Raw genomic sequence first — 20,162 nt, forward strand, 5'->3', positions numbered from 1 at the left:
TTGGTTCTAACTAAGTGTTAGTTATCTAAAGTCCTGTAATTATGAAAAAATATCTACTCTTGGGATTCCTTTGGGTTATCTCAGTCATTATTGTACAAGCTCAAAATGCACCGCCAGTCTTAAATTCGGTATCGGGAGTTACGGTTGATAATTCTTTCACTTTGTTATTTACTGATGATGGTACATGGCAAAGTCTTATTTCTGAAATACGATATGGAGATGATGTTGTTGATCCATCTGCTTACGATGCAGGTACAACTTCAGGAGAAATTGTTTTTACTCCATCTGCAAGTGTTTATTTTCAAAATGACACAACCTTAAATATTACTATTGTAACAGATGGAACCTACTTTGATGGTGTGTTTTCACAAACGATAGGGCACGGTGCTGCAACAAAGTTTGTTATAACTACTCAGCCGACTGCTCCGGCTTCCAATGGCGGAGTTTTGGGAACACAGCCTGCAGTAAGTCTGCAGGATCAGTATAGTAATACTTGTACAAGCGATGGAACAAGTTCTGTGGGAGTTGTTGCCAGTGGGGCGAGTTGGGTTTTGGGCGGAACAACGCCTCAAACAGCATCATCGGGAGTCGTGACTTTTTCTGGTTTAACAGGGAGCAGCGCTGTTGCTGTTACCGGAGCTGCAATCACTTTTTCTTTGGATGGATTTTCCCTGATCTCCGATCCATTTGATATTCCTGTCAATGCTCATCCAACACTTTCAGTGCCAACAGATGCTACTGTTGATTCTGATTTTGATATTACTTTTACAGATGATGCAACATGGAGAACCGGCATCAGTGAAATTCGATATGGCACCGATGTTCTTCCTGTTGGAGCTTATGATAAAACAAGTGCGGATGCAATCACCATTAAGCCGTCTCAGTCAGGATTTTTACAGGTTCCTGGTACGAAGAATCTGACCATTGTGTCCAGTGGATATTCGGATGCTGTTGAATCTTTGGAGATGAAGCATGGTGCTGCTGCTAATATTGTAATGGTTACTCAACCAACAGCTCCGGCTTCCAATGGAGGTTTATTGGGAACACAGCCTGTAGTTAAATTGCAGGATCAGTATGGTAATGACTGTACGGGTGATGGTGCAACACAGGTAATTGCAGCCGCTGATGCTTCCGGAGATTGGACTTTGGGGGGGACAGGCACTACTGTTTCTGCGGTAGGAGGAACTGTTTCGTTTTCCGGACTTACGGGAAGTAGTAATTTGGTTGTTAGTGGGGCATATTTAGTTTTTTCATCAGGCAGCTTGCCAACGCTCAATTCTTCTCCTTTTGATATTCCAGTAAATACTCCACCAACACTTACTGCCGCTACAGGAGCAACTGTTGATGATGTTTTTGAAATTTCATATTCAGATGACTCTAGCTGGGAATCAAGTATTGATTCGATTCGATTTAATGGAACAACCATTTCTGCAAGTGCATATTCTGTAAATTCAACAACAAATAAAATTGTTTTTACACCTTCGGCAGATCCTTCACTGCAAACTGCTGCATCTGCCAGCTTGGAAATTTTTGTTGATAGCTACAGTCCTGCGAGTACAACCCAAAATATAGGACATGGTGCAGCAACTAAAATAGTTGTACAAACAGAACCTGTACCGTCCGGTGTGAATGGAAGTCTATTTACCATGCAGCCTGTTGTTGCTATTCAGGATCAATATAGTAACATTTGTACTTCGAATAGTACTGTTTCCATTACTGCCGGTGAAAATGATCCTGTTAACTGGACTTTAGGTGGAACTCCAATGGGCACTGTTGCGTCTGGAGTATTAAACTACACTGATTTATCTGCTAGCAGCGATGCTGCAGTTACAGGAGCTTATATTTCTTTTACAGCATCTGGATTAACAGGAGTAGCTTCGGCAACATTCGATCTGGGATTAAATTCACCTCCTGTATTAACAGCAGCTTCAGGTGTGACCGTTGATGGTGCATTTACGGTAACTTTTGCTGATGAAAACAGTTGGCAAAGTAAAATCAGTAGTATTAGTTATGGTGGTACAGAGATTGATGCTTCTGCTTACAATAAACTAACAAGTGGACAAATAATATTTGATCCATCCTTATCAACAGCATTGCAAACTGCAGGAACACAAGATTTCGTTTTTATTGCTGCAGGATTCTCAAATGCAGCTTTATCACAAACGATCGGTCATGGTGTACCTACCTCAATTAAAGTAAGTGTTGAACCAACAGCACCAACAAGCAATGGTGGTTTATTGGTGCAGCAACCAGTTGTTATTAGTCAGGATCAATATCTTAATTCATGCACTTCAGATAATGCAACGGCAATATCTGTAGTGAAGGGCGATACTGGAAATTGGTCGTTGGGTGGCTCACCCAATCAGACTTTAGTGGGAGGATCATTTACATATACTGATTTGTCGGCTACAAGCGATGCACCGGTTATTGGAGCTTATTTAACTTTTTCATCTGGTAGTTTTGCGGATGTTAATTCTGCAACTTTCGATATTCCTGTAAATGCTTCACCTGCTCTTTCTCCCGCAAATAATGCTACGGTTGATGGAGAATTTCAGATCACTTTTACAGATAATGCAACATGGAGGGGAAGTATAACTGATATTACATTTGATGGCAATTCTATTCCGGAAGCAGCCTATGATGCCACGAATGCGACTCGAATTATTTTTAAGCCTGTTGAATCAAATGTCTTACAAACTGCAGGCACAAAAGAAATCATTGTTATTTCCAGTGGCTTTGCTAATGATACTTTAAGTCAGGTGCTTGAGCATGGGGTTGCTGATGAGCTGTTCATGTTTACACAGCCAGTTGGTCCTTCAGGCAATGGAGGTCAGCTTGCTACCCAGCCAGTAGTTCAATTACGAGATCAATACGCAAATATTTGTACTACAGATAATACAAGTACTATTTCGGAAACAACCAGCGGTGGAACCTGGACGTTGGGAGGAACAAGGGGATTAACTGCCGGTTCAGGAGTATTTACTTATACAGATTTAACGGCAAGTAGTAGTGTTGAACTGACTACAGCCAGCATTACTTTTTCATCAGGAGTTTTAACCGATGTTGTATCTGCTGCGTTTACAATTCCCTCTTTGGATTCATCACCAACACTACTTGCTTCTTCAACAGCAACAGTAGATGCAGGTTTTGAAATAAGTTTTAGTGCAAATGCAACTTGGCAGCTTGCCATTGATTCGATTAAGTACAACGGGAATTTAATAGCAGCAAGTGCTTATGATAAAACTCAATCCGGGAAGATTATTTTTGATCCGGCATTAGATTCTGATTTACAGATTTCGGGAACAGCTGATATGATAGTTTATGCCAGAGGATATGATAATGCGAGTGTATCACAACAAATAAAGCATGGTGTGGCTACTGATATGGTAATTGTTTTGCAGCCGACAGCTCCTGTTGAGAATGGAGCATTGCTAGCTAATCAACCTGTAATAACGCTAAAGGATCAATATGCTAATGATTGTACCAGTGAAAATACAATTGAAATTACATCAGCAAAAGGAGACGCTAATGCTTGGACACTAGGAGGTACGTTGGTAAAAAAAGTAACCAATGGGTCTGTTAGTTTTACTGATTTAACAGCATCGAGTAGTGGTGCAATTACTGGTGCTTTTATTGTTTTTTCAACAGTAGGATTAGCAACCGTAAATTCAAACACTTTTAACATTCCTGATTTAGCAGCTTCGCCCGTATTAACTGCTGCAAGTGGTGTTACCGTTGATTCAAACTTTGATATTACTTTTACTGATAATCCAACCTGGAGGAGTCAAGTTACAGAAATAAGATACGGAACCGATGTTTTGCCTGTAAATGCTTACGACACTTCTGTTGCGGGAATAATAACTTTTAAACCTGCAGAATCGCCAATTCTACAAACAGTAGCCAGCGGGTATATGTATATCGTTTCTACCTCATTCCTGAAAGATTCTGTTCTGCAGGCAATTGGTCATGGTGCAGCAACATCTATTGCAATAATAACTCAACCACAACAGCCTGCAAGCAATGCAGGTTTGCTACAAACCCAACCAGCTGTTAAAATACAAGATCAATATTTAAATGACTGTACAACAAATAGTGTACAAACTATCAATGCAAATGCAACAGGAGGAAGCTGGGTAGTAGAGGGAACTACTTCGTTAATGGTAACTAATGGGATTGTTGATTTTACCGATTTGACCGCCAGAAGTACGGATCTGGTATTTGATGCAACAATCACTTTTTCTGGCACAGGACTAACAAGCCAGGAGTCTGAGACATTTATTATTCCAGCACCTCTTATTGCTACTCCTCTTATTGCTTCAACAACTGCAACTGTTGATTCATTGTTTGATGTTACCTTCTCGGAAAATGCCGCTTGGCAAGGAGAAATTGATTCAATTTCTTATGGAGGAAACTTGCTGGCAACTGATGTTTATGACAAAAGTCAAGCAGGGAAAATTGTTTTTGATCCTTCAAAAAGTACAGAATTGCAAGTAACAGGAACGAAAGAAATTTTAGTTTATTCAAGAGGATATCAAAATGCAGCAGTCAATCAGGAAATTAAACATGGTATTCCGGATACTATTTTTATTGACAGGCAACCAACGGCTCCATTGGTGAATGGCGGCAATTTAGATACGCAGCCAAGGGTATCTGTGCGGGATCAATACAACAATAGTTGCTCCAGCAATAATACTTTTGAGATTTCTGTCGCAAATGGAGATGCGCAGGCCTGGACTTTGGGGGGGACCTTAACTCAAAGGGTTTCATCAGGTGTGCTTACATATAGTGGCTTAAGTGCTTCAAGTGAGACAGCCATTGCCGGAGCTTTTCTGAAATTTTCCGGTGCTGGTGTGGTTTCAGTGAACTCAGATCCTTTTGATATTGTTGAGTTATTAAGTCCGCCTAACATTAATTCTGCATTCCTTGTCACAGTTGATTCAGATTTTACATTAAACTTTTTTGCCATTGATGATACATGGAAAAACAGTATTACCACCATCACTTACGAGGGGGATACGCTTCCTTCTTCTGCTTATACGATAGCTGCGGAATCAATTACTTTTCATATTTCACAAGAAGTATTGCTGCAGAAAGCAGGAACATTCAGTATTGTTATCCATTCTTTAGGTTATACTAATGTAATCGTGGAACAAGAGGTTGGTCACGGAGCAGTTGCAAGTATGGAGATAACTCAACAGCCATTGGCTCCGCTAACAAATGGAGATCTGCTGGCTCAACAACCCATTTTACAATTTTTGGATCAATATGCAAATGTCTGCACTTCCGAAATTCAAAAGGGCATTGCTGTTGAAAGGAATGATACCGGAGAATGGACTTTAGCTGGAACTGTTGAGCAAACAGCAACAAATGGAATTGTTACATTTACGGATTTGTCGGCATACAGCACGGCTCCGGTAAGTGGTGCTGAATTGAAATTTATTGCTGCGGATTTAACTGCAGTTGTCTCTGCACCTTTTGATATTCCGGATGTTAGCAGTTCTCCGGTTCTAAGCGTTGCAATTGGTGCAACTGTTGATAATCCGTTTAAAATTACTTTTACTGAGGATTCCGTTTGGAGAAGCCGTATTAATGTGGTGACTGTTAATGACAGTGTATTGAGTGCTGCGAGTTATAATGCGGGTCAGGCCGGAGAGTTGGAGTTGATTCCTTCTGAATCGGAGTTTCTGCAAAAAAGCGGATCATTTCAGATTATTGTGCAGTCCCGGGGTTTTGCTCACGATACAGTTCAGCAGGAGATCAATCACGGTATAGCAGATAGTTTACTGATCACAACTCAGCCATCAGATCCTGCTAATAATGGTGAATTATTATCTCAGCAACCTGTATTAAAATTAAGTGATCAATACCTAAATGACTGTACCGGAGATAATTTTACGCAGGTAAATGTGGTTAAATATGATCAGAAAGCCTGGATTTTATCTGGAACTCTTCAAGCTCAATCGGTAAGTGGTGTAGTTAGTTTTACTGATTTAACTGCAACAAGTGAGATTGCAATTGATTCAGCTTACCTTCAGTTTTCATTCAATAAAGACACAGTAATTTCTGCTTTGTTTAAGATTCCTGTTCCGGTTATTGAGCTGACTGCAGCATTAAATGTGACTGTGGATAATGAATTCACAATACAGGCCAGTGACAATGCCAGCTGGAGGGATTCAATATCAGCCATATCATTTGCAGGTGAAACTTTAGTTGATACTTCTTACTTGATTGAAGCTGGAGGTATTACTTTCTATCCAGATAGGGATTCTATATTACAGATTGCAAGAACTGACACATTAATTGTAATTGCCAATGGATATGCCAACGCTATAATTGAACAGGAAATTGGACATGGAATAGTCACAGAAATGGTGATAATCGATCAGCCTGTTGGTCCTGTAAATAATGGAGATACTCTCGCGCAGCAACCTAAACTACAGTTGAGAGATCAATATAAAAATAATTGCGAAAAAGACAATGCAACTCAAATTTCAGCTTCTAAATATTCCGATGGTTCAGAAGCCGATGTGGTTGATTTGTGGGATTTAGGAGGAACCAAAACCATAACTGCTGTTGGAGGTTTGGTAACTTACCTGAATTTGACTGCAACCAGTGAAAACCGGGTAGAAGGTGCGCGTTTGCTGTTTACTTCAGATGCGTTACCGAATGTTGTTTCCGACAGTTTCGATATTGTAATTCCTCCTCCGCCGGTTATTGTGGGAGCTGTTGATGCTGATGTTGATGCAAGTTTCTTTGTGGAATTTACGGATAACAAAACATGGCGATCGCTGATTTTTGATATCCGATACGGAATACGAAGCCTGGAGGGAAATTACGATATTTCGGAACCTGGAAAAATTACGTTTGATCCAACCGTGACTTCTATTCTTCAAAAATCAGGAGTCGATTCGATGTATATTTATTCCGGGAACTATGATACTGTCCGGTTTGAACAGACAATACATCACGGAAAGTCGAAATATCTGGTAATTGTTAAAGAGCCATCTGCTCCCCTCAAAAATGGAGATGTTTTACTCAGACAACCACAGCTTAAATTGCAGGATCAGTTTCGAAATAATTGTGTTACCGATAATGAAACACCTGTAGCTGTTAAAAAAGGTGACGATGGAGATTGGTCACTTGCAGGAACTTTTACTCAGATTGCCGTTGATGGTATGGTTAAGTATACAGATCTAACTGCAACAAGTGAAAGGGAAGTGGAAGGAGCCCGTCTGGAGTTTGAAGGAACAGGAATAATTCCTAAATTGTCTCAGTCGTTTACAATTCCGGAACCGCAGGTCAATAGGGCAGGCGAAGCCAGGGCAAATCCTGAATTGGTTTGTTATGGCGCCAGTTCGAGTATTACCCTTGTTGGTTTTGATGGCCTTATTCAGTGGCAAAAGTACGATGAGTTGAATGATATTTATGAAGATATAGATGGTGAAAATTCGGAAATTTTTATATCCGATGAAGTGGTTAAAAATGCCAGATACAGAGCAATGGTTTCGAAAGATGGTTTTACAACTCAATACTCTAATTCTGTGACAGTGAGTCCGATTGAGCCGCCTTTAGCCGATTTCACATTCGAGATTGATTACAATCGGGTTGATTTTACAAACTTAAGTGTTAATGCAACAAATATAGTTTGGGATTTTGGCGATGGAATCATTAGCAGTGAATTTGAGCCAAGTCATTCGTTTGTTTTGGATAATGCAAATGGATCGGGGTATGTGGTGAGTTTAACGGCTTCGAACGATGCTTGTCCTAATAGTAAGAAATCGCAACAGGTATTTATTACTACGGGTATCGAAGATTTAATTTCAGAAAATGGGGTCGTTGTTTATCCAAATCCAAGTCGAGGAGAATTTTTTATCGAGATTTCAAATTCGGATGAGAATGGTGTTTTGAGAATATTTGATCAGACAGGAAAACTGGTTGCAACTCGAAGCGTTGAAAATGGTCTTCGTAATAATAGGATTGCTTTCGATCTGAAAAATCTGACGGGAGGTATCTATTTCTTGACCATTCAGTATCCTGATAAAGTGGTTCGAACAAAATTGATTATTCAGTAAGAAACTTTAATAGCTAATTAAGACAAATTACAATAGTTTTGAATTAATTTACTAACAGCAATTTTATTACATTTTGATCAAATTTGTAATGAAATTGCTGTTTTCTTATATAGTTTGATTTCCTTTTTGTTATTTTAATTTTAATTTTATTTTGATTAGTATTATGTTGTTATATATTTGTTATTAAAGTTTTTTTAGCATAAATTTTCATACTCAATCGTAACCTACTAATCTAATAAGAGAAGATGAACAAAATTATTTTAATCGTGTTTTTAATTTTTTCAGGATTTCAGTTATGCGCACAATCTGAAAATTCAGGAGAAGCTGAAGAAGTTGTGGAAATAAATTTAGGGAATTTAATTATCCAGACGATTCCATCAGAGTTGATTATAGAAATTCCTAAATTAGGTATTGATGGAAATAAAATCCAGGACTCTATTATTTTAGAAGAAATAAATACGGGTGTTTATGATATAACTTTTATACTTAAGAAAAAAAAGTTTAAATGTTCTGTTGAGGTATTAAATCAGAAAACAACCCATTTAATGGTGGATGTGAAAGAAAAAAAATCGGAATCCAAAGAAATTCAGTACATTCCTCACTTGCCAGATCCTATTCCAGTACCAGTAAATACAGGTGAAGTCTATGTTATCGTGGATGACATGCCCGAATTTCCAGGTGGTAATTTGGAATTACAAAGGTATATTGCAATGAGTGTTAGATACCCTATAGAAGCACAGCAAAAAGGAATAACTGGTAGAGTTTTTGTAACATTTGTTATAAACAAGGACGGGAGGGCTGTAGGTGTCAGGATTATTAGATCTGCAGATCCACTTCTTGATGCTGAAGCAATTCGAGTTGTGCGTTGTATGCCAGAATGGAAACCAGGAAGACAAGAAGGTGAATTAGTTAATGTATCGTATACAATTCCGATTACTTTTTATTTGCAATGATATATATTTTTACGGTAGTTTATAATAAAAAAAGGCTTTCCATCGGAAAGCCTTTTAAATTTTATTGAGAATTTTTTTATTCGAATTCAGCCATTGTTTTCTTAATGATATCAATAGCTTCTCTCAATTGTTCTTCGTTAATTGTCAGTGGAGGCGCAAAACGGATAATATGACCATGAGTTGGTTTTGCAAGCATTCCGTTATCGCGTAAACGCATGCAAACATCCCATGCAGTTTTACCACCTTTAGGTTTGATTACAACTGCGTTAAGTAATCCTTTACCACGAACAAGTTCAATCATGTCTGATTTAACCGCCTGTAATTCTTCACGGAAGATTTTACCCATTGCTTCAGCATTTTCAGCCAATTTCTCTTCTTTAACAACGGTTAAAGCGGCCATTGCTACAGCACAAGCAATTGGGTTTCCACCAAAAGTAGAACCGTGCTCACCTGGTTTGATGCATAGCATGATTTCATCATCAGCCAATACCGCAGATACAGGTACAACACCACCTGAGATTGCTTTTCCAAGAATTAATACATCAGGACGAACACCTTCATGATCAACCGCTAATAATTTACCTGTTCTGGCAATACCGGTTTGAACTTCATCAGCAACAAATAGTACATTATTTGCTTTACAAAGATCCGATGCTTTTTTCAAGAAACCATCCTCAGGAACGTAAACTCCGGCTTCACCTTGAATTGGTTCAACAAGGAATGCACATACATTTGGATCTTTTAATTCTTTTTCAAGAGCTTCAATGTCATTGTAAGGAATTACAACAAAACCTGGCGTAAAAGGCCCGAAACCTTTGTATGAATCCGGATCGGTCGACATTGAAATTATAGTAATTGTACGTCCGTGGAAGTTCCCGTCGCATACAATAATTTTTGCTTTATTCTCAGGAATGCCTTTTACATCATATCCCCAGCGACGGACTAATTTAAGTGCCGTTTCGTCGGCTTCGGCACCCGTATTCATTGGTAATACCTTGTCGTATCCAAAATATTTCGTTACAAATTCCTCGTATTTACCAAGGTTGTTACTATAAAAAGCGCGGGAGGTAAGAGTCAGTTTTTGAGCTTGCTCAATTAAAGCGTTCACAATCTTTGGATGACAGTGACCTTGATTAACGGCAGAATAAGCAGACAAAAAATCAAAATATCTTTTTCCGTCAGTATCCCAAACATATACACCTTCTCCACGTTCAAGAACTACTGGAAGTGGATGATAGTTGTGAGCACCAAATTTGGATTCCTTCTCCATGTAATCTTTCGCAGTCATGGATGTTGTTGCATTTGTCATAATTACAATGTTTAAAAGATTTGTTTGTACGGATTAAACTCTTGAAATCCGGTATCCCAAATTTGCAATTATTTTTTTATAAACCAATACTTTTGAGATGTTTTTTAATTCTGCTAGTAAAATTAATTTCAAGGTAAACTATTATCATAAGGTCGTTTATTAAAACGTTTTTAATTTTATGATTAGGAGTTTGAACTGCTATCCCAGTGAAAACAGTCTGTTTGAATTAGGGGAGGAATTTTGCCATTGATTCCAGTAAATCGCCTTTTTTAATTGGTTTTGGCAGATGGTCGGAACAGCCTGCCTGAAGTGATTTTTCTTTGTCACCAACAAGCGCGTATGCTGTTTGCGCAATAATAGTTAGGTTTGGTCTTTTTTCTTTGATGATGGCAGTCGCCTCTAAGCCATTGATTTGTGGAAGGTTAATGTCCATTAATACAATGCTTATCTCTGGATTTTGCAGACATGCATTAATTACTTCCTGTCCGTTTTTCGCCCATAGAATGTTAATGTTTGTATTTTGAAGATAGGCTTCAAGGATTTTAAAATTGGTGGTTTGATCTTCGGCAATAATAACGGTATAGTTTTCCCAGTTGTAAGACTCTTGATAGTTGTCTTCTTCGAACTGATTGTTAGATGTTAAGATGTTTGGAATTGTAAAGTTAATTGTTGTTCCTAAATTGTTTTCAGAAACAAACCATATTTTTCCGCCAAGCAATTCCAGTTCCAGTCGTGAAATATACATGCCTAAACCTGTGCCACCATAATACTTTTGCCCTGATTCGTCAACTTGTCTGAATCGTTTAAATACTCGATTTTCGTATTTGGAAGGAATGCCAACACCGGTATCGGTAACCGAAAAGTGGATTGTGTCTTTTATTATTTTGTATGAGCATGTTATACTGCCAGTTTCCGTAAATTTTATTGCGTTGTGTATTAGGTTTTTAAAGATGCTTCTGATTTTAATCTGATCCGACTTGATCACATCGTTTGTGGAATCAAGATCAAAATTAAAAATTAGTTCAATATGTTCTTTGTTGTTTTCTTTTAGTAGCCCCAGGCTGTTCTCTTTTATATCCAAAAGCATTTGGTTGAGATGAAAATTTCTCTTAAAAGGCTTTGATACACGACTTTCAAGCATCGATACTTTTAATAAGTCTTCAATGATACGTAAAAGTTGCATGCCTGATGCTTTTATTGTGGATGCGAATTTACTAACGTCATCATTTTCGTGACTGGTTTCCAATAACTCAGAAAAACCGATTATCGAGTTTAATGGTGTTCTCAACTCATGGCTCATATTTGCCAAAAAGGAATTCTTCAGATTTTCGGCATCAAGAGCTTTGTTCCATGCTTTGGCAATTTCAAACTCTTTTATTTTTATTTCCGTAATGTCTTGGAAAAGAACTTCTTCGATGAGTCCTTCCTGATTGTCATTGTATACTTCTCCGGTGATTTTTCCAAGTCTTAGTTCTCCATTTTTAAAAAATCGAAATTCAATCTCTATTGCTTGATTTGCCATTTGTTGCAGTGAGACCAAAAAGAATTCGAGATCTTCGGGATGGATGTGTTTTATTAAATTTTCTCTGTTGGGTGTAACATTTTGTGTATGGTGCCCTAAAATAGAATAGGTGATGTTCGACCACCACATTTCATTTGTGTTATAATTGTAAATCCAATAGCCAATACCCGCAATCCGATGAATTTTTTCCAGTTGTCTTAGTTGTATAGAAGTATCAAGTTTCATGCTGAGCGGATTAGTTTTTGTGATTATGTTTTTCTTGGTATTGTATTGTGTTTTTAAATTGTGTGTTACGTTATTTTTTTGTTGCAGGCTTATGATTATTGTTTGAATTTGTTCGATGCAACAGGCTTTCCGAAACAGTAAGAAGGATACAAAGCAGAACAAAATGTTTCCAATACCGCTTTCCATTACTTTGTTCGTTATAAATGTCAGATAGTTTCATTTTTTCAGGAGAATTAATCGAAATGGGCAATAATTGTGACTTTATTTGAGATTTTAGCTCATCAAGTGTAAAATATTCGGGATCTGATTCTATCCTGGAGTAGTTGAAAGAGCAGCAATAAATTATTGAATCATTTCTGGATATCAGATAGTTTTCGGCTTGAATAATTTCCTCACGTGTGTAAAGAAGCGTTCCTTTATCAAAGTTATTTTCTTGATCAGGGATGATATCTGTATGATTCTTTTTGTTGATAATATGAAATCGAGCGTTGGATGACTTGTGCTTAAATGAATTGATTTTAACAGGTTCTTTGTTGCCTAAAGTGTAGTATAAAGATTGATTGTTGTTGCTGTTACGGGTTAAATTAATAAATGTAGGCACGAAAATAGGATGTGTAATTAAATTGGTCCATTTTGGGTTTAACTGCATGGAAAGCTGATAGAAATTACCGTTGCCATATTTTATTTTAATCAATAGATCGTCGCCGGCCTGCGTCTTCCAAATAGTTTCTGATAAATTATTTTTTGAAGTTCCTAATTTGTAATGCTGGTATATATCAGGTAGTCTTGCATCAGTCTTAATTTCTTTAAATACATTTTGGTAAAGCTCAGAGTTTAGTTCAATGATTGACAGTTTTTGTTTGCTTGAGTCAATTTGGAGTAATTGAGGAGCCAGAATTTCATCAAGAAACTCATTTACTGACTGATTTGGCTTGCTGTTTGGAATAAATAGGACATGCCCTCCGTTGGACAAGTAATTTTTAACGGTTTGACTAAAACCACTTTCCATTTCCTGAATTTCATTCAAAATAAGCAGTTGATAATTATCCGGATTTTCATTAAAAATACTTGATTTATCATGGTTTTTAAATTCAAAAGCTTCTGTGTTTGAAAATAATTTATTCAGGTATTTGTTGGGTTCTTTCTGATTCACAGATCCAATTTGGATCTTATCATTAATTGAATATGAGAAATAGAATTTGTTGTCGTATGTGATAGGAAAGTCATTAATTTCAACCATTCCCTGATAAATTCCTGATTTGTTATTTACGTATTTCAGGCTGATATTTTTTTTTGAATTTCTATCGATATCAAAACTGGAAATGGATTTTGTACTGTCGTTGATGCTTAGTTTAATAGGTATTTTTTGATAGTTTTGATTCGAAGTATTTACAAGTCTGATAAAGAGTTCCTGACTTTGTTTTACCTGATGATAGGGTTTGTCAAACCAACAGGAATCAATCAGCAAATTGCTTGACTGCTGTACCGAAAGCGGCAGGAATGTGATTGAATTTGTACTGTCAACTTCGATATTTTCAATATCACTTTGTGTTTTTTGAAAATCGGAGAACACGTATAGGTGATAATTAGTATCGGCATTATTAAGTTGTATCTTTTTAATCTGTTCTGAAAGTAAAACTGGTAGGGGCGAAGGGTTTATATCCATAACCCTGGCTATGGCCTGTTGCTTGTTTAAATTTGAAGAGAAGGGAAAAAAATGATTACTGTAAATTCTAATTTTAGAGTAGTTGGGGTAGCTGTTAATTAATTCAATAGCTTTATTTTTTGCGGTCTCTAAAGCATTACCACTTTCTGTTTCGGCGTTCATGCTAAATGAATTGTCGATATAAATCCTAAAGAATTCATTTTGCTGCAAACGCTTATTTTGATCTTTTTCGCTGGGTATGTAAGGTTGTGAAAAGGCGATAATAATGCAGGCCAAAGCTAGAAGTCTAAGCAGGAGAAGCAACCATTTTTTCACTTTCGACCGGCGCTTGTTTTCAATGTTCAGGTTTTTAAGAAACTTTAAATTGCTGAAATAGATTTTTTTAAATCTCTTGAAATTAAAAAGATGTATAATAATTGGAAATAGGAGGGCTAATAGAGTCCAAAGAATCTCGGGATGCAAAAAATGGAACATATTTAAGCTTTGTTTTTTTATTGTTACATTAAATTACTACTTGATAATAAGCTCTTGGCTAGAATTTTGCAGTGAGCTTCAAGTTGATTTTTCTCGATGTAAGGTAATTTGGAATTGCATATTGATTTCCCGATACATCATTAATCCATAAATAGGATATGGTATTATTTATATCCAAAACATTGAAAACTTCCAGACTTATCCACATCGACTTAAAATGTTTTAATAAACCATTTTTGTATTTGGTATTTTCATCAAGCAATATTTTAGAAAAACCCAAATCAATCCTTCTGTAATTAGGCATTCTAAAGCTCTCGCTGTTTTTCCCTTTTTTAGGAGCCCAAACAGGTAATTTTCCTCCGTAGAACAGACTTAAATGCATTTTATAGGATGGGTTGTTTGGTAAATAATCTTGAAAAAACATCGAAAAATTTACCCGTTCGTCTGTTGGTCTGGGCAAATAACCAAGTTCGTTGCCTATGATATTTTCTCCTGTTTTCATTATCGATAAACTGGCCCATGATTCAGTTCCAGGAACAAATTCGCCATTAATTCTTAAATCCAGACCAGTGGCATATCCTTTCGATTTTTTATCTCCGTAATATCGGATCCTAACATTTTCAATGTCATATGGAGTTAATGATTTAAGATCTTTATAGTACAATTCGCTTGAAAATTTGAATGGGCGGTTCCATGCTTTAAAGTAATATTCCTGCCCCAAAACATAGTGAATCGATTTTTGCAGATTTACATTGGCGCTAATTTGTCCGTTACTATTCAGCATTTCACGATATGATGGCGTTTGCTGGTAGTAACCAGAGGAAATACGAAATTTAACCTTTCTTTCCCAATTTGGAATGTAGTTGACAGATGCCCGGGGAGAGCAGAAGCTTTCAGTATTGTAATCCCAAAAATGATATCTCAGCCCTCCGGTTATCTGAAACTCGCCTTTGCTATTTTGAAATACATAGCTGCCTTGGACGAAGGAAGTGATGTGATTGCTACTAATTTTATTAACTGCATTTTTTGTGTATGCCAGTGATACTTTAGAAGTTGAAATGGGAATTGAATAACCTGCTGAATCCTGATATTGCCATTCGTTTATTTGATCATCTACTTCTTCGTGTTTCCCTCCAATTCCCCATTGAACAAATAAATTATTTCTGTTGTGATCTCCCTTTATATCAATTGTGCTGACTTTTTTACTTAGTTTATTTCTTGCGTGATCGATAAAAGTTCCGACCCCCAAATTCTCTATGCTTTCCGATGAATTTCCTCCTTGCGATACAAATAAATCACTAAGATAATATTGTCCCATAATATCGAAAGTTTCTTTTTCTGTAGTTTCGTATCTGCTTGCTATAACACGGTACAAAGACTTGCTGTTGGGATGGAATTTTAATGTGAGTGCCTGAATATTAGTTTCGTACTTGTCTTTTTCTTTGCCATCAAAATAGATTTTAAGCTGTAATGCGTCACTGATTGTTCCAAAAGAAGTATTTCTGGTTTCCGGCCTGAAATTGTAATTATTTCTACTTACACTTCCCCACAAATGCATACTGAACGATGAGGAAAAACGATAATTTAGCATTGCCTGAACATCCGTGTAATTTGGTTTGTATTCCCCTTTTGTGTCCAGAGAATTTAGTAGATATTCATTTGTTTTGTATCGAATACCAGCCAAATAGGTTAGTTTGTTGTTTTTGCTGGTATTGGCAAAGTGGACAGAACTTCCCAGCAAACTTGCTTCAGCAGAAGCTTCAAATTTGTTTGGTGTTTTGTATTTCACATCCAAAACAGAAGAAAGCTTATCTCCGTATTTGGCATCAAATCCACCGGAAGAAAACTGAATCGATGAAACTAAATCGGGATTAATGACACTCAATCCTTCCTGTTGACCAGATCGAACTAAATTAGGACGGTAAATTTCTACATCGTTGATGTATACGAGGTTTTCATCGAAATTGCCTCCTCGTACTGAGTATTGTGAGCTTAATTCATTATTAGAGCTTACTCCCGGCAGGGTTTTAATTATTTGTTCGACCGCACCGTTTCCTGTTACCGGAAGTTGTTCCAGTTGTTTGGTGCTAATGCTAATGTTTTTATCTGATATTGCTTTTTTTGAATCTACAGTAACTTCTTTTAATTGTTCCTGTTTTACCATTAATATAGGATTGAAAAATTTTGTTTCCCCTGGCTTTAGAAGGAAATCAACTTCAATATTTTGATAACTAATGTGCGATATTTTTAAGGCGAATGTATTATTCGAGGGTACTTTTATAATGTAATTTCCATTTGTATCACTAATTGTATATAGAGAGAATGGTTCAATTTGAATATGAACACCTGAAACTTCGTTTTGATTGTTGTCAGTAATTATTCCTTTGAGAACAGCGCTCTGCTGCGCTTCTAATTGTATGGGAAGCAATAAGCTAAGTAAAAGAATTAATCGATATATTGATTGAACCATAATGATATACAGCCTGTTAAGTTCTGGTTTCAAAAAAAAGAATTTGGAATTACTAAAATCCCAAGATACAAAGCAATTCTAAATAAAGGAATAGTTTCCATAAAATATAAAAAAATCAATATTCTACATTTTTTTTTAGATTAGGAACTTATCTTTAAGGATTCCATAACCGAAAATTGATTGATATATGAAAAAAGTTTATTTGACAGGCCTGTTCATTCCCCTAATTGTAGTTTTGTTATCCTGCGAAAGTCTGGATCAAAAAGCAACTAAAATACACAATCATGCTTTTACTATTGATACTCATGTGGATACGCCGTATCATCTTTTAGATAAGGATTTTGATATTAGTATTTCTCATCCATTTGTTAATGGAGGAAGTCTTGTCGATTTTCCCAGAATGAAAGCAGGTGGATTAGATGGTATCTTTTTTGCCGCGTTTACTTCGCAAAAAGAAAGAACTGATGAAAATATAATTACTGCGCGCTGCAAAGCTGATGAATTAATAGATTCAATTTATGCTGCATGTCAGAAAAATTCTAATTTGGCCGATGTTGCGATATCAGTAGAAGATGGATATCGTTTGGAAAAAGAAGGAAAAAGAGCCATCTATATTGGGCTTGAGAACGGTTTCCCTATTGGTAAGGATATTGCGGAGGTAGAAAGATATTTTACCAAAGGAGTTCGCTACATTACTTTGTGTCATACATCCAATAACGATATTTGCGATTCTTCTACCGACAAAAATGGAGCTGAATTTAACGGATTGAGTGCTTTTGGAGAGCAAGTGGTTCCCAAAATGAATGATTTGGGGATAATAATTGATGTATCGCACATTTCGGATAGTTCGTTTTTTGATGTAATTAAATTATCAAAAACTCCTGTTATCGCTTCGCATTCCTGCGCAAGAGCAGTGTGCGATAATCCAAGAAACTTATCGGATAAGATGCTTAAGGCACTGGCTAAAAATGGTGGGGTGATACAAATGTGTATTTTGGATGATTACGTTAAGGCTCCTGATACTGCCACTGTAGGTTATCAAAAAGAGTTGGAATTACGAACCCGTTATAGAAATGCAGGCAAGATGTCTAAAGAGGAAGAAGATAAATTATGGGACGAATGGCGTCAGATGCAAATTGATTACCCAAAGGATAAACCTACTGTGGCTGACGCAGTTGATCATATCGATCATATTGTGAATTTAATTGGAATTGATCATGTAGGAATTGGTACTGATTTTGATGGTGGAGGAGGCCTAAAAGATTGTGCCGATGTGAGTCAAATGATGAATATTACGAAAGAACTGCTGAAGAGAAACTATTCCGAAGAAGAAATTGGAAAAATTTGGGGTGGAAATTTTATGCGTGTTTTTAAGGAAGTAGAGGAATATGCCAAGAATAAAAAAATGGCATTGAATTAGTCCCTAGCTGTTCTGCAACTTATATACTTTGTTTGCAAATTTATACCTTTGCCATAGATAAATTAAAAAGATCATATTGTGAAGAAAGTATTGGTGTTAAGCGATAAAAATGAAGCTCGTTCGCAAATGGCTGAAAAGTGGTTGAACTATTATGGCAAAAGACATATCGAGGTATGCAGCGCTGGCCTAAAAAAAGGATCTATTCACTTACTGGCTCAGAAAGCAATGGCCGAAGCTATAATGGATATCCCGGAATATAAATCGAAAGTAGTTGCGGAACTCGATCAGAATTCTTTTGATTTTGTATTGTGTTTCGATAAAGAAGTTGAAAATAATGTTCCTGCTCTCGATGGAAATCCTAAAATTTTATTGTTCGAATTGCCTGATCCTGCAGATGTGGAAGGAGAGGAGAGCGTTAGATTACAAGCCTACAATGCTGTTTGCAATGCTGTTGATGATATCTGCTTTAGTTTTGTTCAGGATAATTTTCAGATTGTAGAATAGAATTAAACCTTTTATTGATAAGTGATAAGTGTGTGGTTTTTTTAAAGAAAAAGCTTAACACGGATTTAAATATGCAACGGGATTCAGAAATGAATTCCGTTTTTTTGTTTTCAGGCTTCCCTGTTTTGGGATGTTTAGTTTCATCACAACTTTATTTTTTGTTTTGTTGATTGTGTTTTTATAAACATAACCAGTACATTGCTATTATGTAAACCATTGATTTATTACTGTATGAATAGCAGTGGCATTCAATCATTAATCTTGACAAGAGACAGTAAATTTCGTAAATTTAGATTAGATCTAATAAGAAGAACACACGCTTGTTAATACTAAACGTGATATGAAAATTCATTTTTATAATATGGTAAGAACCTGTTTCTTCAATTCAGATCACTCTTCTCATACACCTGCCCTTTACGAAGCGTTTCAAACTAGTTTAAATTCTATTCATTAAAAGGAGACGAAAATGAAAAAAAACATTGGAGTTTGGTTAGATACCGAAAAAGCCTACATTATTACTATTGAGGATAATGGAGCCAGAGTTGATAAAATTGAATCAGAAATTGAATCACGATTGCGTTTTAAGGGAGAAACAAAAGCTTATTCCCGTATGGGCAATCAGTTTATTAATCCAGCAACCAAAATAACACACAAAAGACGTCATCAATTGAAACATTATTTTGAGAACATTACGGATCATTTATCCGACGCACAAGAAATTTACCTGTTTGGTCCTGCCGAAACAAAGGTGCATCTCGCTAAGCACATAAGTAAAGAGCCCATTCTTAAAGACCGCATTCGTAAAATTGAGTCGGAAGATCATTTGACTGAAAAACAGATGATTGCCTGCGTTAAAAAAGTGTTCGACCAGAAACCCATTAAGGTAAATGTTCGTATTCGACATTAGTTGTTCATTTACAAAGAATTCTTAAACAGTTCCCTAACTGAATGTTTAAAATGTGCTTATTGTGCAGTATTCCAGTTAAGGGAATTTGTATTTTTTTGAGGATTATGCAGAATACATTATCTTGTATCGAATTACAGTTGCCAATTTAATATCGCCTGAATCTTTATATGTAAACGAGTAGTTTAAAGATTTTGATCTTAATTTGGTATAATAAGAGATCTATGATTCAACAATTGGAAATTACATTACCGGCTTATGGCAGGGGTTATCATCTTATCGATTCTGAGATTGCAGAGCATTTTAGCAATTTGCCAAAAATTGGAATACTTCATTTATTTTTAAAACACACATCAGCAGCCTTAAGCATAAATGAAAATGCCGATCCTTCGGTTCGCGATGATTTTGAATCAATCATGAACCGAATTGTACCTGAAAATCAGTCTTTCTATACTCATGTTTTGGAAGGCTCAGACGATATGCCTGCTCATGTGAAAACCTCATTGATTGGTCCGGAACTTACAATTCCAATTACGAATCATCAGTTAAATATGGGAACCTGGCAAGGGATTTATCTTTGTGAATTTAGAAATAGAGGTGGCAGAAGAAAGCTGGTAATTACCATATATTCGTAAATGAAAAA

At 36.5% G+C, this 20,162-nt stretch carries 10 protein-coding genes; 6 read left to right on the forward strand and 4 right to left on the reverse strand.

Annotated elements, in window-relative coordinates; genetic code table 11:
* Positions 1 to 41 precede the first annotated feature (41 nt).
* Together ACKU4N_RS09365 and ACKU4N_RS09370 are read left to right on the forward strand one after the other, a co-directional pair.
* Positions 42 to 8,072 (forward strand): hemoblobin-interacting domain-containing protein, encoded by an 8,031-nt coding sequence (locus ACKU4N_RS09365; RefSeq protein ID WP_321322635.1) that lies wholly within the window; start codon positions 42 to 44, stop codon positions 8,070 to 8,072.
* A 245-nt stretch (positions 8,073 to 8,317) separates the two neighbouring features.
* Positions 8,318 to 9,025: an energy transducer TonB gene (locus ACKU4N_RS09370; protein WP_321322636.1), complete on the forward strand. Its 708-nt coding sequence runs from the start codon at positions 8,318 to 8,320 to the stop codon at positions 9,023 to 9,025.
* Positions 9,026 to 9,101: 76 nt separating this feature from the next.
* On the opposite strand, the gene rocD is transcribed toward ACKU4N_RS09370, so the two are convergent.
* From rocD to ACKU4N_RS09390, 4 genes are all read right to left on the reverse strand, one after another.
* Entirely contained in the window at positions 9,102 to 10,334 is a 1,233-nt protein-coding gene (gene rocD / locus ACKU4N_RS09375) for an ornithine--oxo-acid transaminase (protein ID WP_321322637.1), read from the reverse strand.
* A 226-nt stretch (positions 10,335 to 10,560) separates the two neighbouring features.
* A complete protein-coding gene (locus ACKU4N_RS09380) occupies positions 10,561 to 12,081 on the reverse strand; it encodes a hybrid sensor histidine kinase/response regulator (RefSeq protein WP_321322638.1) in 1,521 nt (506 codons plus the stop codon).
* Between the two features lie 70 nt (positions 12,082 to 12,151).
* Positions 12,152 to 14,221, reverse strand: a complete 2,070-nt coding sequence (locus ACKU4N_RS09385; RefSeq protein ID WP_321322639.1) for a vWA domain-containing protein — start codon at positions 14,219 to 14,221, stop codon at positions 12,152 to 12,154.
* A 58-nt stretch (positions 14,222 to 14,279) separates the two neighbouring features.
* A complete protein-coding gene (locus ACKU4N_RS09390; RefSeq protein WP_321322640.1) occupies positions 14,280 to 16,724 on the reverse strand; it encodes a TonB-dependent receptor plug domain-containing protein in 2,445 nt (814 codons plus the stop codon).
* 154 nt (positions 16,725 to 16,878) lie between these two features.
* On the opposite strand from ACKU4N_RS09390, the gene ACKU4N_RS09395 reads away from it, so the two are divergent.
* The 4 genes from ACKU4N_RS09395 to ACKU4N_RS09410 all read left to right on the forward strand — a co-directional run bounded on the left by ACKU4N_RS09395 (position 16,879) and on the right by ACKU4N_RS09410 (position 20,154).
* Positions 16,879 to 18,111 carry a dipeptidase gene (locus ACKU4N_RS09395; protein ID WP_321322641.1) on the forward strand — a complete coding sequence of 411 codons (1,233 nt, stop codon included), beginning with the start codon at positions 16,879 to 16,881 and terminating at the stop codon, positions 18,109 to 18,111.
* 78 nt (positions 18,112 to 18,189) lie between these two features.
* A complete protein-coding gene (locus ACKU4N_RS09400; protein ID WP_321322642.1) occupies positions 18,190 to 18,615 on the forward strand; it encodes an arsenate reductase/protein-tyrosine-phosphatase family protein in 426 nt (141 codons plus the stop codon).
* Positions 18,616 to 19,081: 466 nt separating this feature from the next.
* Complete coding sequence (locus ACKU4N_RS09405; RefSeq protein ID WP_321322643.1) at positions 19,082 to 19,522, forward strand: hypothetical protein; 441 nt, start codon at positions 19,082 to 19,084, stop codon at positions 19,520 to 19,522.
* Between the two features lie 221 nt (positions 19,523 to 19,743).
* Entirely contained in the window at positions 19,744 to 20,154 is a 411-nt protein-coding gene (locus tag ACKU4N_RS09410) for a secondary thiamine-phosphate synthase enzyme YjbQ (protein ID WP_321322644.1), read from the forward strand.
* Positions 20,155 to 20,162 lie beyond the last annotated feature (8 nt).

Origin of the sequence: Labilibaculum sp. (genome assembly GCF_963664555.1) — a bacterium.
Lineage (GTDB): Bacteria > Bacteroidota > Bacteroidia > Bacteroidales > Marinifilaceae > Labilibaculum.